This is a genomic window from Culturomica sp., assembly GCF_003524185.1.
GTDB lineage: Bacteria > Bacteroidota > Bacteroidia > Bacteroidales > Marinifilaceae > Culturomica > Culturomica massiliensis.
Window position 1 is genome coordinate 181,011 of record NZ_DOED01000006.1, and the last position, 25,653, is coordinate 206,663.

Genomic DNA, 25,653 nt, shown 5'->3' on the forward strand with positions numbered 1-25,653 from the left:
ATTTCATACGTTTTCGAACTACAAAGTAAATAAATTCATTGCATTTCGAGTCGTAATTTCTTCTATTTTTTTAACATCCGTCTTCAAGGTATCCGCAATTTTTTGTGCAATAAGCGGTATATACCCGCTTTCATTTCTTTTCCCCCGGAAAGGAACCGGAGCCAAATAAGGCGAATCCGTTTCCAGCACCAAATGATCTGCCCCGATTTCCTGCACAATAGCTGCCAATCCGGAATTCTTAAACGTCACCACTCCACCTATACCGAGCAAAAAACCCATATCTATAGCACAGCGGGCCTCTTCAACCGTTCCTGCAAAACAATGCAATATTCCCCGGACATAAGGATGTTTCTTCAAAATCCGGAAAATCTCTTCCTGAGCATCCCGGGAATGAATGATCACCGGAAGTGAAGCATCTTCGGCTATTCCCAACTGGTATTCGAACACTTTCACCTGTTCCCGGTACCAGGTTTTATCCCAATAAAGGTCTATACCGCACTCTCCGATACCGCAAAAGGAACGGGTACCTAAATAATGCACTACCTCTGCCAGTTCCTGCTTGTAATTTTCATTTACAGACGTCGGATGCAATCCGATAGCCGGCAGCATGATTCCGGGATACATTTCAGCAAGCCCCAGCATCCGTGGCCTGGTCCCGCTATCGATATCCGGAAGGACAATACGGCCGACTCCGGCCTCAACAGCCCGTTGTACAACTTCCTGGCGGTCGTCCTGAAATTCGCTTTCGTAAATATGAGAATGAGTATCTATATACATATTAATCCACCGATGAGGCGAAAATAATAAAAAACCGGTATAATATAAAACGTGCACGGTTGATCCGTGCACGTTTTAAATTTATTTATTGTTTATAGACAAAATCTACAACAATTATACATGACCCTGAGCGCACATTGCCTCGGCCACTTTGATAAAGCCACCGATATTAGCCCCCTTCACATAGTCGATCTTATCACCGTTCTTACCGAATTTAACGCAAGTGTCATGAATGTCTTTCATAATTTGAGACAATTTCTGATCTACCTCTTCGGCAGTCCAGCTATATCTCAATGAATTCTGACTCATTTCCAAACCGGAAACGGCAACACCACCGGCATTTGCAGCTTTACCAGGAGCGAAAGTTATGTGCTCGTTGGCATACTTAACAGCACCGGCAGTACAACCCATATTGGATGTTTCAACAATCATTTTACAGCCGTTAGCCACCAATTGTTTAGCATCTTCCTCATTCAATTCGTTCTGGATTGCACACGGGAATGCGATATCACATTTTACTTCCCACGGTTTTCTCTTGGCAAAGAATTTAGCGCCGAATTTAGCTGCATACGGTTCAACAACATCGTTGTTGCTGGCACGTAATTCCAACATGTAGTCAACACCTTCCTGTGTCAAACCTTTTTCATCGTAAATATATCCGTCCGGTCCGGAGATCGTTACTACCTTTGCTCCCAACTGAACCAATTTCTGTGCAGCACCCCAGGCAACATTACCGAAACCTGACAGGCAAACAACTTTACCCTTGATATCTTCGCCCTTTTCTTTCAACATGTGTTGTGCGAAATAAACCGTACCGTAACCGGTAGCTTCCGGACGTACACGTGAACCACCGAATTCTCTCGGTTTACCGGTCAATACGCCTACAAACTCATTACGGATTCTCTTATATTGGCCGAACAAATAACCGATTTCACGACCGCCTACACCGATATCTCCGGCAGGAACGTCAGTATCTGCTCCGATATATTTGCAAAGCTCCGTCATGAAACTCTGGCAAAAACGCATTACTTCGTTATCGGATTTTCCTTTCGGGTTGAAGTCTGAACCACCTTTACCACCACCCATCGGAAGAGTTGTCAACGAGTTTTTGAAAGTCTGTTCGAAACCCAAGAATTTCAATCCACCTAAGGTAACCGACGGATGGAAACGCAAACCTCCTTTGTACGGTCCGATAGCACTGTTAAACTGTACACGATAACCGCGGTTGATTTGTACTTCACCTTTATCGTCAACCCAGGGCACCCGGAACATAATTACTCTTTCAGGCTCCACCATTTTTTCAAGAATCTTATTGGCTTTGTATTTCGGATTTGCCTGATAGGTATCCCATACGGTTTCAATAACTTCTTCTACAGCCTGGTGGAATTCTGATTCACCTACTGTTTTAGCCTTTAAGGCTTCCATGAATTCTTTAATTTCTGCTTTCATGTGTATAATTTTTAGGTCTTTAAAATCGTTACCGATTTTAATTTAAGGTTATAAAACAATATTTGATCGCCTGAAAAAATTCAAACGTTTTCAAGAGTCAAAATTATCTATTTATTTATTATTCCAAAACTTTTTTCTCTTATTTTTTAGAATTTAGAAAACGTTTTCTATTACAATTTATTACAATAAACTAAAATGTAAGTATAATCTGTTATTAAAAATAAAAAATTGGTTTTAGATTTAAAACTTCCTGCTAGTATTGCCTGGCTTTTCTCTTTTCTCATTTTTCTTTATTTCGTATCTTTACAAAAAGTAAACTATACCTTGAGCATGCCTGTACAAACGCGGTTTGACATCCGGCCCATACGATCCTTGTTCATAACTTCCTATTCCCGGTAACGATGGCAACAGACAGTTCTTTATATACAAAGGTAGCAGTGAGTTTCCTGCCCAAACTAAACACAATGGCCAGCCTGCCTTTGCTCGGGCGCTGTGGCGGAATTGAAGGTTTTTTCCGGGAAAGTAAAAAAGGAATAACCGCCATTTGCCGGGAATTCAATTGCCTGCCTGAAATGTTCGACCGTCAATCGGCCCTAAATAAGGCAAAAACAGAAATAAACGCCATCGACAAACACGATATCCGCATTTGTTCCGTCGAAGACTACAACTATCCCTGCCTTTTAAAACAATGCGAGGACACTCCTTTAATACTATATTATAAAGGAACTTTAGAAACTGAGCATATCCCGCATTTGGCAATTGTCGGCACCCGGAATGCCTCGGAATATTACAAAAACAGGGTACAAGATATACTCCGGGAATTGGCTGATATGAAACACCGGTTGGTCATTGTAAGCGGTTTGGCCTATGGCATCGACATAACCGCCCATTCAGCAAGTTTACAACAACAATTTCGCACCTATGCCGTATTGGGACATGGACTACATACCATCTATCCGGCTGCTCACAGAAAAACGTCGGAAAAAATCATCGCAGCCCAAGGAGCACTGATCAGTGAATTCCCGACGACAACCCCTTTCGTTCCGGCCAATTTTTTACAAAGAAACCGGATCATTGCCGGTTTATGCCATGCGACATTAGTTGCAGAATCGGCATTGAAAGGAGGAGCCATGGCAACTGCCCGCATGGCTGTTTCATACAACCGGGACGTTCTGGCCATTCCGGGAAAACCCACAGATCCGTTTTCCCGGGGATGTAACCTACTGATCAAAGAAAACATGGCCGCATTGACCGAAAACGGGGAAGACATAGCGAATGCCCTCGGTCTGAAATGCATTCCTCCCGGTCCTGTTCAGACAAGTCTGGATATTTTCGGAGTAAACGACCGGGAAGCGTTCGTCAAAAAACTGCTGCAAACCAAAGGATGTCTGAACATAGAAGAAATCAGTAAATATCTGTCCATCCCGACGAGCGAACTAAATGTAATCCTCCTGAAACTGGAATTCGAAGGCTATATCTTAGCTTTACCCGGGAAAAATTACACGATAAACTGAATAACCGGGAGATTCCCGGTTACCGGACCTGAAAAAAGAAGCGCGGATCAATTCTCGTCCGGCTGGCGGGTGAATGATATACCGACTATCGGATAAAATTCCCGGAAAAGACTGTCCACGCTCCAATATTTTGAGAATAACCCAAAGAATGAGGTTGCACAAAAATAATCAAATGTTGCAACTCATCAAGTGATCTTCATACAATATTGAAAGAAAGATATCAGAAAACAAGCCGTTATAAACAACCTTACCGGGCTACAGTAATAAAGCCTTTTTTAGTTACAATCCCTCGTGCAGCCTGATAAAATATTTCGTAAAAATAAGTGTCTTCAGCCACCTGCTTCCCATTATAAGTACCGTCCCAACCGTCACTCCCCTTATATATCTCAACTCCGTTACGGTTGACGATCCGAACCTGATAGCCGGGCATAAAATAATCGTTTATTCCGTCTCCATTCGGAGAAAAGGTATTGGGAGGCGTAATCCGATGATAAACCGGTAAGCGTAACCTACTCTCTGTCAGGCAATCGTCGGCATTCCGAACGGCCAGGGTTATTTCATAATAATCCCGGTCATCGATCTCATATTTATGTGTCACCTCACAATTTTTTGCCGTATATCCGTCCCCCAATGTCCACGTATAATCCATATCGGCATAACACTCCGTTTGCAAAAGTACTTTCGCCCAGTCCTCATCCAGTGCATCCGGATAAGATTCTATCGGAAAATGATCTCTGTAATAAGGAACCTCCAACTGATATTGGACCGATTTTTCACACCTTCCACCACGATCTACGGCCAAACCGATCTGATACCTTCCGGAATCCGGATACACATGCGATACTTCCCGGTCCGTTGCCGTTACTCCATCCCCGAAATCCCATACATAAGTCTCCGTTACCGCTTCGGGCTGCTCTCCCCCCTCTATGGAAAACAAATACTCGTGTGTATGACAATCCATTAATGCGGAAGCGATTTTCCCCTTAAAATAATCGATCACCTGAAGACGTAACGTAACGATACTATCGCAAGCGTATACCGAATAATAATGCCGCGTATATTCTCCAGCCTCTCCGGTATAAAATCCATTTTGAGCATAACGCTCACCTTTACAGATAGAGGCTTCTATCACGTGATGATAAAGCGGTGTTACCACCAGATCCATCCGATAAAGGCTATCACAACCTTTTTCCGTCACAAAAACATCCTCATAGCGACCGGATTCCGTCAATTCACGCCCCCGGAAATAATACCTTTCTCCTTCACAAATCGAAGTAGAAGAAGCAAAAAGATAAGTCCGGTTCACCCTGAGGTCCAAAGTGACAACAGAATCACAGATATTTCCCGTTTGCAACCGACGATTGTATATCCCCGCCTCCGATACGTCAAAACCATGTTTCCGATAAGTGTCCCCTTCACAAATAGCCTCCCGGATCGTGTCCCGGTAAACCGGATGAACAGTCAAAAACAAAGTCACCAAACTATCACAGCCATACTCACTTTGCAACAACCGATTGTGAAAACCGGCATCAGAAACCCGGAAGCCATTGCCTGTATAAACTTCCTCTTCACATATAGCAGCCGGAATAGTATCCCGATATACCGGATGAACCGTCAGATGCAAGGTCACCAAACTATCGCAACCCAATATACTGTGTAATTCCCTATCATAATATCCGGCAACAGATTCAACAAAACCATTGCCCGAATAAGTATGTCCTTCACAAACAGATGCGGCTATCGTATCCTGATAAACCGGATGAACCGTCAGGAACAAGGTCACCAGGCTATCACAACCGGTCACACTCTGCAATAACCGGTCATGGTATCCGGGCGTATGAACCGTAAACCCATAACCCGTATATATTTCCCCGGTACAAATTTCTGCCTGAATCGTATCCCGGTACACCGGATTTACCGTCAGAAACAGAGTTACTAAACTATCACAACCAAACTCACTTTGCAGTAAGCGGTCATGAAAACCCGGATCGGAAACCGAAAAACCGAAACCGGAATAAATTTCTCCCTGGCAGATTACAGCCGGAATCGTATCCCGGTAAACCGAATTCAATATCAGATGTACCGTTACCAAACTATCGCAACCGGCTACAGTCCTCAACGGAACGTCATAATACCCGGGAATACCTGTATTCAATCCGTGTTCTGTATACGTTTCTCCATCACAAATCATCACCGTTACCGTATCCTGATACACCGGAAGTACCTTCAAGTCCAATGTGACAAGACTGTCACAACCGGCAACACTCTGCAAATATTGTCGATAATATCCCGCAGATGAAACGATAAAACCATTCTCCGCATAAGTCTCCCCCTGACAAATCACAGCGGGGATTGTGTCCCGGTACACCGGATCTAAAACCAAATGTACGATAATCAGGCTGTCACAGCCCGTAATGCTCTTCAATGAATCTTCATAAAAACCAGCGGCACCGGCATGCAGGCCGTGTCCCGTATATACATCTCCGGCACAAACCGACACCTCTAACGTATCCCGGTAAACCGGCAGCACATCCAGGTGTAACGTAACCAGGCTGTCACACCCTTGAAAAGTCTGCAAACGAAGATCATAACAGCCTGGCAATGTAGCATTAAAACCGTGTTGTGTATAATTTTCTCCCTGACAAATCACAGCAAAAACAGTATCCTGATATACAGGATTCAGTGTCAGATGCAAAGTCACCAAACTGTCACAACCGAAGATATTCTGAAAATTCTGACTATAAAAACCAGGGCTGGAAACATTAAAACCGTTCTCTGTATACGACTTACCTTCACAAACGGCCGCTTCTATCGTATCTCTGCCGAGCGGATGCACCTTAAGATTCAATACAACCGTAGAATCACAGCCGTTGCTCCCCGTCCAGGTTTGTACATACTTGCCCGACTCCCAGGCTGTGAAATTATTCTGATGATACATCTCTCCCTGACAAATATCCTCATTGATTACCGTCATCACAGTATCTTTCTGATACAAATGTAAAGTGACGGTTTTCCGGCACCCGCCTGCATTTTGTAACCCGAAAATATATGTCGTATCGGCCTTTGTAAGGTTAAAGCCGTTTTCCGTATAAGCCTGTCCCGGACAGACATAGCCGACAATCGTCGTATCGTTTCCGGAAGCGACCAGAATCTGCCGGGAAGCCTTATTCGAACAACCGGCAGCCGTCGTAACTTCAACCTCATACTCCGTATTCCTGCCAGGATAAACCGTAATACCGGGATCTCTTTGCCCCGAATTCCACTTATAAGCCAAGGTCCTGTCGTATTTTACATCCCGAACAGAAAAAGACCGGACCGGACGGACATACAAAACACTGTCTTTCGTATCGAAATTCAGTTCCCCGGGATGACAATACACAAACCAGGCAGCCCGGGCATCGTATTCCGTACTCGACCAATATCTGCCCACTTTCAGAGCATCACCTCCCCGGTTTTGTATAACGGTCCGGATGCTGTTCATCGACGTGAAAAGCTTACGCATTTGTCCGGCGGCAGGTACATACCAACCGTTTCCGAAATCCACCAGTTGAGCCGGATATTGAGTACCGCTCCCCTGATATTTACGTAACTTCAATGTATTCTGATAACCCGAAGTATCGGCCAAGCCTTTGAATATCTTTGATAATTCATTCACTCCGGATCCCGAACCGACATTTTCCAATTCCGGCACATCATCCCTCAATCTTCCCCATTTCAACGGCCGGGGTAAATCGTGTAAAGCCACCATCCACCCTTCACTCCCTTCTGCATTTACCCAAAACACGACCCCCTGGGAACCGTCCTTATTAACAATGACGTCTCCCACCTTATATGTCTGTGCATATACGGACAATCCCAGACACAACCAGCCTATTATCAAACCTATATACCTCATTTCTTTCGTATCAGAAACTTTTTACAGCCCGTATATTGTAATACGAATCTCTGTCATTGACACTTATATAGCCTAACCACAAAGCCAGATTCCACGCTTGTCTGGCACTGGCCTCCGAACTGCTCCAGTAACGTTTATAACCCGACAAAGCTGTCAAAAACGGTGCACCGGTCACCTTCCGGAAAGATTCATTTATATCTTCAATTGCCGAAAAAAGCATAGTCAACTGTCCGGCTGCCGGAATATACCAACCGTGTTCGAAATCCACTGCCCATGCAGCCGGAATATAATACCTGCTGTCAGTTACATTACGCATCGCACGTGTATTATTATATCCGGAAGTATCGGCAGAAGCCTCTATCGACAGATAATAATTTTGAATACCGGCAATATCTATCATATATCCCGAACGCAACCAAAAAAACAAATCATTGCCACCACTCACCGCATCTTCCAAACTGACCGCCCAACCGTGTTTCCCGGTTTTATTCAGCCAATAAACGATACCGGCTGCCCTGTGTATTCCCGGATTATATTCGCCGATTTTCAGGATACTACCGTCTTCACAAAGTACATCGCCGATAGCAATTGCAGGCGGATCCGGGGGTGTCAATTGCGCCTGACCGGCCAAAGCCTCCAATCGCACAGAATCTCCGGCACAAACCAAATAATCGGAAGCGACAATACTCACTTCGGGCGTAGGATATACATGCAGGCTCAATGTAATAATACTGTCACAACCTCCGGCAGTCGTATTGTGCTGAACATAGGAATACACGCCTGCACTATCCTGTGCGGGCACATGAAATCCTTGTTTATGGTATTCCACACCGGTACATACGGTATCCGGCACAGTTTGCCAATAGGTACGGCCCGGCTCGATAATCAGGGGATTCGTCCCCAAAGCGCAGCCTCCCGTACCGTACAGCAAAATCACTTGTCCCGTCACAGCAATATCCGTTACCTGTACGACAACTTCCGGTTGCCCCTGTCCGCTCAAAATGGTATACCCCTCCGGAAACTCCCAGGTGTAACTGCCCTCCGGCCAGTTTTCCCGCATATTGTAATGTTGTACCGACCCCACACAAGGATGTTGCTCTCCCACAATATCTTCAGTCATCACGACCAAAGGATAAACGTCGAGTTGCAATACGACAATACTATCGCACCTGTCCGTCCGCGAATAAGTCAGGGTGTCGTAATACTTCCCCGCCCGGGCATTCAAATAAGAAAAACCGTTGCCGGTATAGTCATCACCCTCACATATCCGGGCCCCGACGGGATAATAACGCTGCAAAACCGTCAAAAAGAGAGTCGTCTCCCCACTCTTTCTGCAATCCGACAAATCAAAATACGTATTGTAATAAGGAGAAGTCCCTGTATCCTGCTGGGGCGGCAAATCGTAATTATGCTTCGTATAAGGATCGCCCTGGCATATCGTATCGTAAAACACCGGAGTCGGGGGCAAATGCGGATCATCGGCCACCAAAGCACTCAACGTAAAGCGACAACCGGTGGCAGAGGTTATTTCACAGGAAACATGCATCGTTCCCTCTGTCCGTGTCCATTGGGTAGACGACGTCGTCCGCCCGTCCTGCCATAAATAAGAAGAAAAACCTTCCGGAGCCGAAAGAGTAAAACCGTCACCCGCACAGGCAGATAGCATCAACTGACTGGAAATACAACTGGCTGTAAAATAAGCATATCCGAAATGTCCCATCAAGGCACAATCGTAGGTAACAAATTGCACCTGCACTTCCTGTCCCGCATACGAAGACATATCCAGACCGACATTTGTCCAATCACGCCAACGCACCGGAACACCGAACATCTCAAAAGATTTGAATCCTTCAATTTCAGCTCTTGCCGACACATCATACTCTGCACAAGACTCTATCAATGCACCCTCACGGCTCATTATCCTCACCACAAAACGGGGCTGATCTTTACCGGGATGTCCGGGGTCCTGAAACACAACGGCAAATTTTAAAAACAATACCGATTTTTCCGGATCAACTTTAAAATGATAAGTAATACTCTCGGCTTGTCCGCCTATCGAATCATTCCCTAAACGAACCACTTTCGTTTCACCTGAAGGTAAAAATTTCAGTTGATTCCCCGTATTGGGGTCCGTACCCTGACGGGTTATCAGGCTGTGCCGGTTTGATACAATTCCCTTCGTTGTAAAAGGATTTCCGGTTGTTCCATAAGTAGCCTCCACACAAGCAGCAGTAATATCTGTAAAGTCAGGTACTGTCGGAGAAACGACATACCCCTGGGCATACCCTGCCCTCCCCAAAAACAGAAGTACAGTTACAACTGTCCATAAATACCACCTGCTAGTTTCAAACATTTTATCTTTTATCGATTAATGGCCTCCGGCCTGATTATCATTCAAAATCAACAATCCCTTACGGCCCGTTCGTGCGCCCAATCATAAATCTGAAATCATCAATCTACAATTGATTCGGGATTGGTTCATATCGTTAATTTAAAGTTTACAATTTATAATCTAAAATTCCTCAACGGTCCCATTCACTCCTGCACATCGAATTACGATGAATCGGATAAGTAATCATCACCTCGAAACTCCCACTCGTTTCCCCGCTTACAGCCTTGAAATTATAATCATAGGCACAAAGAAATTTCAATTCGGAAATCAACTTCATCCCCACTAAAAAACCGACTTCCCCAACCGACCGGCCGTAAATCGAAAATTGCATCATTTCTTCCCGCCGATCCCGGTTCAAATACAAGGACACCATGCCGTCCACCTGAAAATCCTCCTCGTACTGCTTGGCACAAAGTCCATACTCCATGTCGATACTACGTTCCACCGAACGGGTGCGATAACGGACATAGGCATAATTCGTCCCACCCCAGATATGAGGTTCTCGCTTAAAAAAAGAGAAAAGATTCTGGCTGGCCATCCCGACTACCAATTTCTTATCGAAAACATATTCCGCGCCGATATTCGCATTCCATTCCTTCAATCCACGCATACGCTCGCTTCCTAAAACAGGATCGTCCGGATTTTCAAGTTCCACCTCCTTCCGGTCTATGTCCTGCGATTGCCAGGAACCTGCAACTCCCATGTTCAAAAAACTGTTCCAGCTCAACCGAAGGGTGTAAGCATAGGAAAGAGAAACATCAAAAGTATTGAGATATCCGATTTTATCTTTCAAAACCTTCATCCCCACCTGTGTCCGGTAATCTTCCAGATAAAAAGCCCCGGTAGCTCCAAAAGTAACCGGACTTCCGGGAAAAGAAGCCCATTGCTTACGGGCTGCCAAAGAAAAGAATGCACTGTAATCCAAATTTACGGATGCAGGGTTGACCGAATACGGATTTTCCCAATAAAAAGCCGTTTCCGGGTTTATCTGGGCTCTCAAGGAAGAGATACAGAACAAGCATATGCATATTCCCAAACTATATGTCCGCAGACAATTTCGCATCACACTACTCTTTTACAATGCTTTTTCTGCACTATAAATAAACCTTCAAATCTTAATACTACATGCACCTGAACAGACCTGATCGAATTAGGTCTGATTTACAATAGGCAACAAAAGTAAACATTTTTTTCTTTAAGCAATATTTATTAACTTTTAATTAAGATAACTCCGCCTGTATTCTTTGTTTTCAGCAACTTTCAATCAGTATAATTTTAAAAGTCTCCTATCGGAAAAGAAAAAGAAATCACTTTTTTATGCTAATTTTGCTACAACAGCAAAATCAAAACTCCGGGACATATGAATTCACCGTCACGTTATACAAAATTTAAAGTCATCAGCGGTTATGTATTGCTTTTCATTTTGACGATAGCGACCATTACATTCATATACAAACAAATATCCCGGTTCACAGACAAAGAAAATTTCGTCAGTGCCACCAACCAAAAACTATACCTCATCGGCAATACCATCGCCAGTCTGTATGAAGCCGAAACACTGAGCAATTCATTTCTGCAAACCGGCTCGGAGCGTGCTTTTCATAAATACATCGACATTATCCGGCAAGTTGAGTCGAACATCGATTCCCTGAAAAAAATGACGGCCGAACCGGGACAGGAAGCCCGTATCGATACAATCCATCTCCTGTTAAACGACAAAATCAAAAACCTGAAAGAACTGCTCAAGGTAAAAAAATCAAAAGAATCAACCGACTATTATAACAAAGCCATTGCTTTGATCGAATCGGCCAAAGACTCTGTACCGCCTGCCCCGAACATCCGGAAGAGAGTAATTACCACCCGGGACAGCTCGTATGTCGCCACCGTAAAAAAGAAAAAATGGTTCCTGGGCCTATTTTCTACAAAGGAACCGGACACGACTTTGCAAATCCGGGAATCCGAACATATCATCTGGGATACCCTTCCGCCTGTTTCTGCCCAAAACAATCCCGACAGTATCGTACATATCTTAAAATATGCCTGGGAAAGTTTTCAGGCAGAAGCGGCAAACCTCAATCGCCAAATCAGCCGACGGGAATATAACATCGTCAACCAAAGCGTCCAGATTACAGAACAATTGAAAAAGGTACTTTATGCCTACGAAAAAGAAGAAATCGCCTATTCCCTGAAACGAATAGAGGAACGCGAGCAGGTTATGGATTCGGCTGCCCGGCTGATCGCCATTATCGCAATTGTTGCCGTATTGTTTATTGCATTCTTCTGTACACTCATTTTAAAAGATATCTCCCGCAGTCAGCGTTACCGGAAACAGTTGGAAGAAGCCAACGCATACACAGCCCGGTTACTTAAAAGCCGGGAACAACTGATGCTGACAGTGACCCACGACATCAAATCTCCCTTAAGTTCCGTTATGGGATATATCGAACTGCTCAATTCCGGCCCAATCGATAACAGACAGCGTTATTTCCTGAAAAATATGAAAAGCTCCGCCGATCATATCCAAAAGCTGATTACAAACCTGCTCGACTTATCGAAACTGGAAAACAACCGGTTGATGGTTGAGGAAATTATTTTTAATCCGGCACAACTTTTTCATGAAATTGTAGACACTTTTCTGCCGCTGGCTACCGCTAAAAATTTAACATTAAACTGCACTATTCACGAAGATCTGAATACGACATGCAAAGGAGATGCTCTTCGCATACGCCAGATCATTACGAATATCTTATCGAATGCTGTTAAATACACTGAATCGGGAACAATTACCTTTACGGCAACAACGTCGGAAGATAAGCGGATGATTTTCCGGATCAAAGATACGGGTCCGGGTATGACTCCCGGAGAACAAAAACTGATTTTCCAGGAATTTACCCGGTTAAAATCCCATGCTTCAATAGAAGGAACAGGATTAGGCCTGACCATCACACTTAAATTAATCCATCTCTTAAAGGGAGAAATGACGCTGGAAAGCGAACCGGGAAAAGGAAGCTGCTTTACCGTATCACTCCCCCTCGATTGCACGGCAACCGGCACGGAAATCCCGAAAGCAAAAACAGATGTACAGATTACGTCCGTCCACAGCCCGAATGATAAACAAATAAAAGTACTGTTAGTCGACGACGATCCATTACAACTGGAAATGACAAGCGGGCTATTGCAAAATTACGGCATACAGACCGAATGTACGGACAATCCTCAAAAAGTGACCGGGAAACTGGAAAAAGAGAATTATGACATTGTCTTTTCCGATATACAAATGCCGGGAATGACAGGCTTTGAACTGGTAAAGCAAATACGGGAACAACATTTTACCGTTCCGGTCGTCGCTTTATCTGCCGATTCGGGAAAAACAAAAACAGATTATCTGAATGCAGGATTTACGGCGTATCTGGGAAAACCTTTTACGTCGGCACAACTTTTAGACGTTATTTGCCAGATCTATCCCGGCTCCTTTTCCGGCAACCTCCAGCAGCAACCGGCTGCTTCTCCGGTATTACCGGCGGATCAAAACGGCTATAGCCTGAGACAAATACAACAATTTACGGACAACGACCCGGAGGCCACCCGAAAGATTCTACATTCTTTTGTTTCCGAAACCCGGAAACACCTTCAGAAATTAAAAGAATATGCAGATGAAAAACAAATGAAAAAAATTGCCGGGCTCGCCCACAAAATGCTTCCGATGTTCAGGCAACTAGAAACGGCAGAAATCATCCGTACCTTACAAACACTGGAACGCGACTCTCTTACCTCGGAGGAATCTGAAAAATTAACCCGGCAGATTATCGAAAAAACACAACTTTTACTACAGACTTTAGAAATGGATTTAAAAATTGCCACGGACTGATACAACGACTCAATCTATCGAGTAAAGTTTCATCTTATTGTAAAGGGTTTTTCGGTCGATTTTCAACATTCGGGCAGCCTCACTTTTATTATTATTACATTTAGCCAAAGCTTCCCGTATCAAATCTACCTCATTTTTTTCCCGTCTCAACGCCAGATCCTGAATCGTTTGTACAACAGGAGCCGCCGCCAACTCTGCCGGTATATCCTCCGGAGAAATAAATTCATGCTGACACAACAAAGTAGCCCGTTTCACGACATTCCGCATTTCCCGCAAATTGCCGGGCCAACTGTAATTCTTAAATATATTCATCACAGCATCATCAAAGCCGACTACCGCTTTCCCCAGTTCCTCATTGGATGTCGTTAAAAAATGATTGGCAAAAATTGGAATATCCTCCGGACGGTCACGCAAACTCAAGGCTGTCAGAGAAAACTCGTTCAACCGGTGATAAAGATCTTCCCGAAAACTTCCTTCTGCTACCGCTTTTTTCAAATTTTCATTCGTAGCGGAAATAATCCGTACGTCAAAAGAGACTTCCTTATCACTACCCACCGGTTTCACTTTCCGCTCCTCCAAAGCCCGCAACAACTGCACCTGTACATCGTAACTCAGATTTCCGATCTCATCCAGAAATATCGTACCGCCGGAAGCGGCGACAAAATAACCTGTCTTGTCGTTTACCGCCCCTGTAAAAGCACCTTTGACATGTCCGAAAAACTCACTGGCAGCCAAATCTTTGGGGATAGCTCCGCAATCGACAGCTACAAAAGGAGCATTTTTCCGGCTACTTTGGGCATGGATCAGACGGGCAATATACTCTTTTCCCGAACCGCTCTCACCGGTAATCAGCACCGTCATCATCGTCGGAGCCACCAAACGTATATATTCAAATAATTTCTGAGATTCCGGACTATTACCTTTGATATAGGGCACATCCTGACTTTCAGGCCTCCTCTTCTTCCCCTCCGGCATACTCTTTTGCTCCAGAGCCTCCTGTATCTTCTTCAATATTTCATCCGGAATAATCGGTTTGGCGACATAATCGAATGCTCCCGATTTCATCGCATGCACTGCCGTCTGTATATCGGCATAACCCGTCATCAGAATCACCTGTGTTTTGGGATAAGTTGCTTTAATCTTTTCCAAAAGGAAAATACCGTCCTTATCAGGTAATCTCAGATCGGTAAGTGCCACATCATATTGCCCGGCAGACAAAGCTTTCAAAGCAGCATCAACGGAAAAAGCTTCCGTTACGTCAAAACCTCGTTTTACCAACCAGGTTTTTAACATCAAACAAAACGTAGTATCGTCGTCTACCAATAAAATTCTTACCATACGTCGTTCTTTCCTTTATAAAACCGGTGTTCTTTTATCCTCCCATTTCCGTTTTCACGTTGAAAACAAAAGTACCAAAAAATCCGCTAAAAGCAAAAAGGAGCCCCTTGAGGCTCCTTCGGCATGAAATAATAATAATCACTAAACAAGCTGTGCGGACACATCTGTCTCTTCTTTTTGAAATTCACCGGTTTTATTATAATAAACAGTTATTTTTTTATCATTTCTCTTCAATATCAGCTTGTAACAATCATCATCTCCCTTAAAAGCCTCATCGATAACATAGGCAGAATATTTTGCTGCTACAGCCGTACGTACTACATTCGGAACTTCGGATACTTCAATTTTAACATAATTTACCGCATTGCCGGCCAAAAGTACAGGAACTTCGATATTTTTTTTCACAATATTTCCCAACCGGCTATCACATGTTGCCGTTACCGAACCTAAAAAAACAAACAAACCGAAAACGGCAGCGATCATCCATACTATTATTCCACTTCTCATATAAGTAATTGTTCAAAATTAATTATACATCTCTATACTTTAAGTGTTTGTATACAAAGAGTCTGCGAAAACATCAAATAAGTCTATGGAATCAGATCATTTTAGCAACAATAGATTCTCTGTTTTTACGACCCTGTATCCATCCCTGAATTTTCACCTTTCAAATCCGCAACGGACAATCCCCACCATAGATCAAAAATCAAGGCATTCTATTTAATATGTATAAAAATCATGCCAAATCAAAAAAAAGAGATAATTTTCGTTTTAAATGCAACAAAATCAATGATTTACGAAAATACTATTTGAGAAAAGAATGGGGAATGTGTGTAATTTCAACTGAAAAAGCGGGGAAATATTCCCCGCTTTTTCAATCCATCAGTGCTTTTTCAGCATCCAGCACCTTGGTATAATTCCAGGTATGTCGTTTGAATTTAACTTCGATCCGGTCGAGGCAAAGATTCCCGATACTCCCTTCGTGGGTATGGTTCAGAGTGCGTTGCGTATCTGCCGCATACGCCCCCTTTTGTACTTTCATTCCGATTTCCCGGTAAGCTTCCCGAAAAGGCACTCCTGCTGTTACCAAATCGTTTACATCTTCAACCGTAAACAGATACTTATAGCGTTCATCTTTCAATATTCCGGTATTCAGTTCCATCTCCTGCAATACGGCCGTACTGATAAGCAAACAATCCGTCAACTCTTTAAATGCCGGAAAGAAAATTTCCTTGGTCAGTTGCATGTCCCGGAAATAACCGGAAGTCAGATTGGCACAAAGCATTGCCATCTGTCCGGGCAGTGTCTGTAAGCGGTTGCATTTAGCCCGGACCAATTCGAAAATATCCGGATTCTTCTTATGAGGCATAATACTCGATCCGGTCGTATATTGATCCGGTAATTTTATAAACCCGAAATTACCGCAGGAAAAAAGACAAACATCAGCAGCCATTTTCCCCAATGTCGTCGCAATCGCCGCCAAAGCAAACAAAACGTTTTTCTCCATCTTTCCCCGTTGCATCTGGGCATATACCGAATTATAAGCCAAATCGTCAAAGCCCAGCAGATCAGTTGTCATCTGCCGGTCGAGCGCCACCGAAGAACCGTAACCGGCTCCCGAACCGAGCGGATTGGTATTTACCATATCGTAAGCTGCCTTCAACATCAGTAAATCGTCGGCCAAAGACTCTGCATACGCACTAAACCACAAACCGAAAGAAGAAGGCATGGCAATTTGCAAATGCGTATACCCGGGCAACAACACTGCCTTATTCTCTTCCGCTTTCTTTAATAAAACGCGGAACAATGTCCCGGTATAATCCAATACTTTCAGCATCTCTGCCCGGGTAAACAATTTGATATCCGTTAAAACCTGATCATTGCGGGAACGACCTGTATGAATTTTTTTCCCGGCCTCGCCACATTTTTCCGTCAACAAATATTCTATTTGGGAATGTACATCCTCAATGCCATCTTCAATCTTAAAATTTCCTTTCTCTACATCCGCATAAATCTCCCGCAAGGCTTGTTCCAGTTTCCGTAAATCGGTTTCGTCCATCAATCCGATCTTATGCAACATCTTCAGGTGAGCCATATTTCCCAATACATCAGCCTTCGCAAGCATAACATCCAATTCCTTATCTTTCCCGATCGTAAACTCTTCGGTAAACCGATCTGTATCATATCCTTTGTCCCAAAGTTTCATTCGCTATATTTTAAATATTTACAGTGTCTCTTGTTTATTCCGGCAACCACACCACCTGTCCCAAAATTCCTCCTCAATCAACGATCATAAATCCTGAACCCTTTCAACAATTTCTCAAAAAGCCCGATACCCTGTTCGATTTCATCCAATCTGATATACTCATTCGCCGTATGGCTACGGGCACTGTCTCCCGGTCCGATTTTCAGAGACGTCCAGGGAAGTACCGCCTGATCGGAAGTTGTCGGAGAACCGTAAGCAGACAACCCTAATTCACGGCAACGCTTTACAATCGGATGCTCCGGTGATATCGAAGACGAATTAAGTGAAAAAGAACGCGGCTTTACCTCGCTTTTCACATGGGCTTTTATCGTTTCAAAAATTTCGGCATTCGAATAATGCTCGTTGACACGGACATCCACCATAAACGTACACTCAGCAGGCACAACGTTGTGTAATGTCCCGGCCTGAATACCCGTAACCGTCATTTTCACTTCTCCCAACAAATCCGATACTCTCTCAAAACGATAGGTACGAAACCATTCGATATCGGACAAAGCCTCATAAATGGCATTCTGCCCTTCGTTACGTGCCGCATGCCCTGCCTTTCCCCGAGCCGTAACATCCAACACCAGCAGTCCTTTTTCTGCAATCGCAGCCTGCATCCCGGTAGGCTCCCCGATCAAAGCCAAATCGACCTTGCCGATCTCTTCCACAACGCTACGTACGCCACCCTCTCCGGTATTCTCTTCCTCCGCCGAGTTGAGGTAAATCAAATTATAAGGCTGCTCCTCTTTATCCAGCCGGAGAAAAGCTGCCAGCATTGAAACAATGCTTCCCCCCGTATCATTGCTTCCCAAACCGAATAACTTTCCGCCTTCTACAACGGGCGTAAAAGGATCGGTTTTCCAATTCCCGTTCGGCCGTACCGTATCGATATGTGCCTCCAACACCAAAGTAGGCTTCCGGGCATCAAAATGAAGTGAACGTACCCAGATATTATTGCCTTTACGTTCCACCCGGTATCCATAACCGGATAAAACAGACACCATCAAATCCGCCACTTGCCGTTCCTCCTTACTGAAAGAAGGCAGAGCAATTATTTTTTCCAACAATTCTATCGCTTCCGTTACATTCATTACAATTTACGATTTTTGGTTTACAACCGGAATTCCATAAAACCGGTCATCTTAATAAATTTACGATTCTTCCCTCTCGTAAAGAAGAATTGTGGATATCCTCTAAAATCGTCAATCTAAAATCCGATCACCGTTCCCCCGTCCGGATTTTCCGGACTCGTCAACCTCACTTTTTTTACTCCGGATTCCAATGTCTTAAAGGCATTTTCTAATTTAGGCAACATTCCGGAATGAATGTATCCTTCTTTTCTCAACACATCGTATGTCTCTCTGTCCATTTGCGGTATCACGGAAGAATTATCTTCTGCATCCTTCAAAACTCCGGGTTTATCGAAGCAATACACCAATTCGGTTTCATAACGCCGGCTCAAAGCTATCGCTACCGCTGAAGCAACACTGTCCGCATTGGTATTCAACAATTGTCCGGCTGGCGAACAGGTTATCGGAGAAATCACCGGCATGATCCCATTTTCAAGCAATAAGGCCAGCATTTTTTCATTCACCGTATCGATATCCCCGACAAAGCCCCAATCCATACCGGAATTACTACGTTTGTGCGAAACGACGACCCCCATATCACATCCCGATAAACCGCAGGCTATCATTTTTTTCGATTGCAGGCAAGACACGATTTTCTTATTCGCCAAACCGGCATAAGTCATCACCGTTATTTCCAATGTCGCCTCATCGGTGATCCGCCTTCCTTCATGCATCTTTGTCTCCATACCGAGACGCGATGAAAGTTGACCTGCCATACCACCCCCTCCGTGTACCAAAACACAATGGGGATAATACGCAGACAACTTATCACACAAACAGCCTAAAACTTTATCATCTTCAATCAGCTTACCACCGATCTTGATTACTTTTATCATTTTTATAAAACTATATCGACTTAAATAATACGGCAGAAACAGGTTGTCCCTGCCTAATCAAAACATCATCACTTTCCGGAAAGCATCCAAAAACTCATCGGCTTCTTTCCGGGTTATCGTCAGGGCCGGCAACAAACGCAACGTATTCTTACCGCTATATCCGGTCAACGTATGAAAATCCTTTAACAAACGTCCCCGCACTTCTGCCTGGGGACATTCGGTATCTACGCCGATCATCAGTCCTTTTCCGCGAACTTCCGTCACTCCTTTGATTTTTTTCAGTTCCTGTACCAGATAATGTCCCAAAGCTGCCGCATTATTGACCAGATATTCCGAGTTCAACACTTCCAGTACGGCCAATGCCGCACTACAAGCCAGATGACTTCCGCCGAAAGTAGTTCCCAACATGCCGTTCCGGGCTTCAATACGTTCGGTAATCAATAAACCGGCTATCGGAAAACCATTCCCCATACCTTTCGCCATTGTCACAATGTCCGGATATACCCCGGCATACTGATGGGCAAAAAACTTTCCGGAACGCCCATACCCACTCTGAATTTCGTCCACAATCATCACCGTTCCGGCAGCATCGCAACATTCCCGCATCCGTAACAGAAAAGCGTCATCCACAGGACGAATTCCCCCGACACCCTGAATACCTTCTACAATAACAGCAGCATATTCCCCTCCGGCCAACGCTTTTTCCAAAGCTGAAACATCATTCAGCGGAATAAAATCCACCTTATGACACCGATTGACAGGCGCCTGTATATTCGGATTGTCCGTAATCGCAACGGCAGCACTGGTACGTCCGTGAAAAGCAGCTTTAAAAGCCAGAATTTTATCCCGTCCGGTCACAAAAGAAGCCAGTTTTAAAGCATTCTCATTCGCTTCGGCTCCGCTATTGCATAAAAAAAGATTGTAATGCTCATATCCGGAAGTACGGCACAACTCTTCCGCCAATTTTTCCTGTAACGGATTTTTTACCGCATTGGAATAAAAACCGATTTTATGAAGCTGCCCGGCGATTTTATCCACATACACCGGATGGCTGTGACCGATAGAAATAACAGCGTGTCCTCCGTAAAAGTCAAGGTATTTCACCCCTTTGTCATCCCAGATATAAGACCCTTTCGCCTCTACGGGCACAAGATCGGATAAACTATATACTTCAAATAATCCCATAATAACAACAAATAAAATCCCTCAACTTATTTATAATTTCCGCGATCTTCCATACAGTAAAGAATACCGCAAAACATCATCAGACACTTAAAAATAATTGGCCTTCAGATTCAATCCCATTGTCTCTTCCAGTCCCGACATCAGATTCATATTCTGCACGGCCTGCCCCGAAGCCCCTTTCAGCAAATTATCGATCACCGACGTCACCAACGTCTGCTTTCCTTGCTGGGTAATATGTATAAAACAATAATTCGTATTCACGACTTGCTTCAAATAAAGAGGTTCGTCGCTTACACACACAAATGGATGAACGGCATAATAAGCCTTGTATAAATCCGTCAATTCCCGTACACTTGCCGAAGTACGAAATACGGTATCGATAATAATACCCCGCGTATGGCATCCCCTTACCGGAACAAAAGCCAGATCGTAACTATTTTCAGCTCCGGCTCTTTTCAATGTCTCGTTAATCTCACTCAAATGCTGGTGGATAAATACTTTATAATTTGAAAGATTATTGCATCGGTTACTAAAATGTGTATCGGCTACGGGTTTCTGACCCGCTCCTGTCGAACCGGTTACGCCGAACACAGAAATCTCATCGGGAAGCCCATTCAAGGCCGCCAAAGGCAATAATCCCAACTCAATCGCCGTAGCGAAGCATCCCGGATTTGCAATATAACTGCTCTTCGCAATGGTTTCCCGGGATAATTCAGGTAAACCGTATACAAACCCGTGAGCATTCTCAGCCAAACGAAAATCATTCCCCAGATCGATAATCTTTACCGTAGCAGGAATCTGATGTGCTGACAGGAATTTCTCTGATACCCCATGTCCCATACACAGGAAAAGAACATCAATATCCGAAAAATCGATATCTCCGAAAGTCAGAGGCAAATAAAGCAAATCCCGGTGGACGGCATATACTGCTTCTCCCGCATGTGATTCACTCTGAACATATTTGATTTCAACCTGAGGATGATTTACCAGTATCCGGATCAACTCTCCTGCCGTATATCCCGCACCTCCTGCAATGGCAATTCTCATTTTAATTCGTAAGTCCATAGACTTATTTGATATTTACGTAATCATCCTGATTACAGATGATTACATTTTTGAAATGTATAATTAATTATGAGCGCCTACTTCATTGATTATTTTTAAGTAAGCGACGTATAAAGCGAAACGTAAACCTGTAAATCCGACCGACTTACAGGTCCTTGTTTACAAAATTGTAAACTTTTAAAGGCATTGCCATCATCTTCGTAAAGCCTTTTACATCTTCCGCTGTCCAGGCATTATTCATTTCCCCGTATTCGGCAAAGCCGGAATTCATCAGATCATGCTCCGATTCTATACCGATCAGGTCAAAATGATAAGGACGAAGTTGGATTTTCACCTTGCCGCTGACATGACGCTGGCTGTTTTCCAGAAATTTTTCAATATCACGCATTACAGGTTCGGAATACATCGCCTCATGCACAAACATACCGTACCAGTTTCCCAACTGCTCTTTCCAATATTGCTGCCATTTCGTCAAGGTGTGTTTTTCCAGCAATTCATGCGCTTTGATCATTAAAAGGGGAGCTGCAGCCTCAAATCCGACACGGCCCTTGATCCCCACGATTGTATCACCGACATGAGTATCCCGCCCGATAGCCCAAGGTGCTGCAATTGCTTCCAATGCCCGGATCGCTTTTATTCCGGCTATTTTTTCCCCATTCACAGCGACCACTTCTCCTTTGTAAAATTCGATCTCTACCTCCTCTTTACCCTCTTTTTGCAACTGTGACGGATAAGCCTCTTCCGGCAGGTTCGTATCGGCATGCAACGTCTCTTTCCCTCCGACCGATGTTCCCCAAATCCCTTTATTTACGGAATACTCCATTTTCTTCCAGTCATAGCTTACTCCGTGCTCCTTCAGATATTCAATTTCTGTTTCCCGTGAAAGTTTCAGATCCCGGGTTGGGGTAATAATTTTCTTGTCCGGCGCAAAAACCGTAAAGCAAAGATCGAAACGAACCTGGTCGTTACCTGCCCCCGTACTACCATGTGCAATGTAATGAGCCCCGATTTCATTGGCATATTCCACAATCGCCAAAGCTTGAAAAGTACGCTCTGAACTGACAGAAATCGGATAGGTCCGGTTACGCAACACATTTCCGAATACCATATATTTAATACATTTTTCGTAATAGGCTTCTGTCACATCCAAATTTACATGTTTCTTAGCTCCCAATGCATAGGCTTTCTCTTCTACCTCCTTCAATTCCTCTTCGCTAAAACCACCTGTATTTGCCAAAGCCGTATACACCTCCAAACCCATCTCTTCACTTAAATACCTGACACAATAAGACGTGTCCAAACCTCCGCTATATGCCAATACTACTTTTTCTTTCATCTCTTCAATTTTAATACACACCCATTATTATCACTTCCGGGTATTTCAAGACCCTTGCAATAAATCAAGCTAATTTTTTCAATAAACGTACAATACCGGAACGATTGCGTCCGAGATTCCTCATCTCAGCTTCCTTCCGGGCCACAGCTTCCGGATCGTACACCATACCCGTACACAAACATTTCGTCATATTGGTACGTTGCAAAATATCATAATTAACACAGGATTTACAACCGGCCCAAAATTGTTCGTCATCTGTCAGTTTGGCAAAAGTTACAGGAACATATCCCAGCTCCGTATTGATACGCATCACCTGCTCTCCCGTCGTCAAACCGAACAATTTGGCATGCGGAAACTTTTTGCGGGACAAATCGAATGCCGCCCGCTTGATTTTCTTGGCAACCCCCATTCCCCGATAAGCCGGTTTTACAATCAATCCTGAATTAGCGACAAATTTTTCATGCCCCCAGGATTCGATGTAACAAAAACCCACAAACTCTTCCCGGTTAAAAGCAATAATCGCTTTTCCCTGCTTGATTTTATCGGCGATGTACTCGTCGGTTCTCCGGGCAATACCCGTACCTCTCGCTTTAGCCGCTTCATCAATCGTATTATTAATAACAGACACATACTGCAAATGCTTCTCTGAAGCAACCACGACATCTATTTTCATCTCTTTCTTCGTTTAAAAACTTTTCAATTTTTCAGATAGAATTTTTTCTTTTCAATTTTGTGGGGCAAATATATGCATAAATATCTATTTAAAACAAATATTTATGCATTATTTTTTAGGACACATTTTGCTTTTTCTTTATAAATACTGGAAATCCAATATCTCAAACGTATGCATAAATATTCATCAGTATGAAATTCATAACTCAAATACAGGAAAATCAATTAAAAATTCTAATCATTTCCATTCTTTTCCTTATAATTTTATATTGAAAGCCGACATTTATTAATAATTCATTACAATTCATTTTTAATTCAGGATATTTTTCCTAGTTTTGTCTCCGCAAACGTTAACACCAAAGACATGGAAAACAATTATATTTTGAATCCTAATCCTTTAGTACAGTTTTTACAAAAAGAGCAAAAAGACTTTACCAAAGCCGACATCATTCGTTATGTAACAGAAAATGAAATCGAAATGATCAATTTCCGCTATGTAGGCGGTGACGGTCGTTTGAAGACATTGAATTTCATTATCAGCAGCCTCGAACATCTCGACAGTATATTGACTTATGGGGAAAGAGTGGACGGTTCGAGTCTTTTCCCGTATATTGAAGCCGGATCGAGTGATTTATACGTTATTCCACGTTATCGCACAGCCTTTCTGAATCCGTTCAGCCAAATCCCGGCCATCGATATCTTATGCAGTTATTATACAAAAGAAGGTAAACCGCTGGAAAGTGCCCCGGAATACACCTTACGCAAAGCACACGAAGAATTCAAAAAAGCAACGGGCATGGAGTTCCAGGCCATGGGTGAATTGGAATACTATGTAATCAGTGAAAAAGAAGAATTATTCGAAACCGCCGATCAACGGGGATACCACGAATCTTCTCCGTTCTGCAAATGGGGTGATTTCCGTTGCGAATGTATGCGGGCCATCGCTCAGGCAGGAGGCAAAATCAAATACGGACATTCCGAAGTGGGCAATTTCACCATCGGTAACACCCAATATGAACAAAACGAAATTGAATTTTTACCGGTAAACATTGAAGAAGCTGCCGATCAATTGGTTATTGCCAAATGGATCATGCGGACACTGGCTTCCCAATACGGCATTGATCTCACTTTCGCACCGAAAATCACAGCCGGGAAAGCAGGCAGCGGCTTACACATCCATACCCGTCTGGTGAAAGACGGCAAGAACATGTACATCGCCGACGGCAAACTGACAGACAATGCCCTGAAAGCCATTGCCGGAATATTGGACATCGCCGGCTCGCTGACGGCCTTCGGTAATACCAATCCAACTTCTTATTTCCGGTTGGTTCCGCATCAGGAAGCACCCACCAACATTTGCTGGGGTGACCGCAACCGTTCCGTATTGGTAAGAGTTCCGCTCGGCTGGACCGAAGGAGCTGAAAAAATGGTTTCCGATGCCAATCCGTTAGAAAAAGCCGATGCTTCATTCGATGCCGGTATCAAGCAAACCGTAGAATTCCGTTGTCCGGATGGTTCCGCAGACCTGTACCTGCTATTGGCAGGCCTGGCTGTTGCCGCCCGCCATGGCTTCGAAATGCAAGACGGTATTCAGTATGCTAAAGACCGCTATGTCAGCGTAAACATCTTCGACGATGCTCACAAAGCAACAGCCGACCGCCTGAGCCACTTACCGGCATCCTGCGCAGAGTCGGCAGAATGTCTCGAAAAACAACGGAGTATTTACGAAGCTCACGGTGTTTTCAGCAAAAATATGGTCGATGGTATCATCAAACAACTGAAAGCTTTCAACGACCGTACATTACGCCAGGATATCGGAGACGACAAAGCCCGCCTTACTGAATTGGTAAAGATGTATATGAACGCAGAATAAGATCGGTTGCCGAAAGCTTTTGCTATTTCAACGATCTCTTATAAACCAAAAGTCGAAAGTCTTTCCTGATTT

General features: G+C 43.8%; 17 protein-coding genes. 3 read left to right on the forward strand and 14 right to left on the reverse strand.

Annotated features, from left to right (window positions below):
• Nucleotides 1-18 precede the first annotated feature (18 nt).
• Complete coding sequence (locus DD657_RS02235; protein ID WP_287048321.1) at nucleotides 19-777, reverse strand: TatD family hydrolase; 759 nt, start codon at nucleotides 775-777, stop codon at nucleotides 19-21.
• Between the two features lie 114 nt (nucleotides 778-891).
• Complete coding sequence (gene gdhA, locus DD657_RS02240; protein WP_021989435.1) at nucleotides 892-2,226, reverse strand: NADP-specific glutamate dehydrogenase; 1,335 nt, start codon at nucleotides 2,224-2,226, stop codon at nucleotides 892-894.
• 401 nt (nucleotides 2,227-2,627) lie between these two features.
• Here gdhA and dprA point away from each other — a divergent pair, with 401 nt between their 5' ends.
• On the forward strand, nucleotides 2,628-3,740 hold the full coding sequence (gene dprA / locus DD657_RS02245; RefSeq protein ID WP_287048323.1) for a DNA-processing protein DprA: 1,113 nt from the start codon (nucleotides 2,628-2,630) through the stop codon (nucleotides 3,738-3,740).
• Nucleotides 3,741-3,987: 247 nt separating this feature from the next.
• Here dprA and DD657_RS02250 read toward each other — a convergent pair whose 3' ends face one another.
• The 3 genes from DD657_RS02250 to DD657_RS02260 form a co-directional block, all read right to left on the reverse strand.
• A complete protein-coding gene (locus tag DD657_RS02250; protein WP_287048324.1) occupies nucleotides 3,988-7,635 on the reverse strand; it encodes a PKD domain-containing protein in 3,648 nt (1,215 codons plus the stop codon).
• A gap of 10 nt (nucleotides 7,636-7,645) precedes the next feature.
• Nucleotides 7,646-9,988: a PKD-like domain-containing protein gene (locus tag DD657_RS02255; protein WP_068691215.1), complete on the reverse strand. Its 2,343-nt coding sequence runs from the start codon at nucleotides 9,986-9,988 to the stop codon at nucleotides 7,646-7,648.
• A gap of 169 nt (nucleotides 9,989-10,157) precedes the next feature.
• On the reverse strand, nucleotides 10,158-11,090 hold the full coding sequence (locus tag DD657_RS02260) for a PorP/SprF family type IX secretion system membrane protein (RefSeq protein WP_021989440.1): 933 nt from the start codon (nucleotides 11,088-11,090) through the stop codon (nucleotides 10,158-10,160).
• A 297-nt stretch (nucleotides 11,091-11,387) separates the two neighbouring features.
• Between DD657_RS02260 and DD657_RS02265 the strand changes: the two genes are divergently transcribed.
• The gene (locus DD657_RS02265; protein ID WP_021989441.1) at nucleotides 11,388-13,895 is read left to right on the forward strand and encodes a hybrid sensor histidine kinase/response regulator; all 2,508 of its coding nucleotides are present in this window, start codon (nucleotides 11,388-11,390) and stop codon (nucleotides 13,893-13,895) included.
• Between the two features lie 9 nt (nucleotides 13,896-13,904).
• Here DD657_RS02265 and DD657_RS02270 read toward each other — a convergent pair whose 3' ends face one another.
• The 9 genes from DD657_RS02270 to DD657_RS02310 form a co-directional block, all read right to left on the reverse strand.
• Nucleotides 13,905-15,233 (reverse strand): sigma-54-dependent transcriptional regulator, encoded by a 1,329-nt coding sequence (locus DD657_RS02270; protein ID WP_068691219.1) that lies wholly within the window; start codon nucleotides 15,231-15,233, stop codon nucleotides 13,905-13,907.
• Nucleotides 15,234-15,374: 141 nt separating this feature from the next.
• Nucleotides 15,375-15,740 (reverse strand): hypothetical protein, encoded by a 366-nt coding sequence (locus tag DD657_RS02275; RefSeq protein ID WP_147379540.1) that lies wholly within the window; start codon nucleotides 15,738-15,740, stop codon nucleotides 15,375-15,377.
• A 367-nt stretch (nucleotides 15,741-16,107) separates the two neighbouring features.
• Nucleotides 16,108-17,439 carry an argininosuccinate lyase gene (argH, locus tag DD657_RS02280; protein ID WP_273133409.1) on the reverse strand — a complete coding sequence of 444 codons (1,332 nt, stop codon included), beginning with the start codon at nucleotides 17,437-17,439 and terminating at the stop codon, nucleotides 16,108-16,110.
• Between the two features lie 77 nt (nucleotides 17,440-17,516).
• Complete coding sequence (locus tag DD657_RS02285; protein ID WP_273133407.1) at nucleotides 17,517-18,575, reverse strand: M20 family metallo-hydrolase; 1,059 nt, start codon at nucleotides 18,573-18,575, stop codon at nucleotides 17,517-17,519.
• A gap of 116 nt (nucleotides 18,576-18,691) precedes the next feature.
• Nucleotides 18,692-19,450, reverse strand: a complete 759-nt coding sequence (argB, locus tag DD657_RS02290; RefSeq protein WP_287048328.1) for an acetylglutamate kinase — start codon at nucleotides 19,448-19,450, stop codon at nucleotides 18,692-18,694.
• A 57-nt stretch (nucleotides 19,451-19,507) separates the two neighbouring features.
• The gene (locus DD657_RS02295; RefSeq protein ID WP_118774527.1) at nucleotides 19,508-20,635 is read right to left on the reverse strand and encodes an aspartate aminotransferase family protein; all 1,128 of its coding nucleotides are present in this window, start codon (nucleotides 20,633-20,635) and stop codon (nucleotides 19,508-19,510) included.
• Nucleotides 20,636-20,722: 87 nt separating this feature from the next.
• Entirely contained in the window at nucleotides 20,723-21,700 is a 978-nt protein-coding gene (argC, locus tag DD657_RS02300; protein WP_074042470.1) for an N-acetyl-gamma-glutamyl-phosphate reductase, read from the reverse strand.
• A 145-nt stretch (nucleotides 21,701-21,845) separates the two neighbouring features.
• A complete protein-coding gene (locus DD657_RS02305) occupies nucleotides 21,846-23,036 on the reverse strand; it encodes an argininosuccinate synthase (protein WP_118774532.1) in 1,191 nt (396 codons plus the stop codon).
• Between the two features lie 64 nt (nucleotides 23,037-23,100).
• Nucleotides 23,101-23,709 (reverse strand): GNAT family N-acetyltransferase, encoded by a 609-nt coding sequence (locus tag DD657_RS02310; protein WP_068691235.1) that lies wholly within the window; start codon nucleotides 23,707-23,709, stop codon nucleotides 23,101-23,103.
• A 363-nt stretch (nucleotides 23,710-24,072) separates the two neighbouring features.
• Here DD657_RS02310 and DD657_RS02315 point away from each other — a divergent pair, with 363 nt between their 5' ends.
• Nucleotides 24,073-25,581 (forward strand): glutamine synthetase family protein, encoded by a 1,509-nt coding sequence (locus DD657_RS02315; RefSeq protein WP_287048333.1) that lies wholly within the window; start codon nucleotides 24,073-24,075, stop codon nucleotides 25,579-25,581.
• The last annotated feature ends 72 nt before the right edge of the window (nucleotides 25,582-25,653 follow it).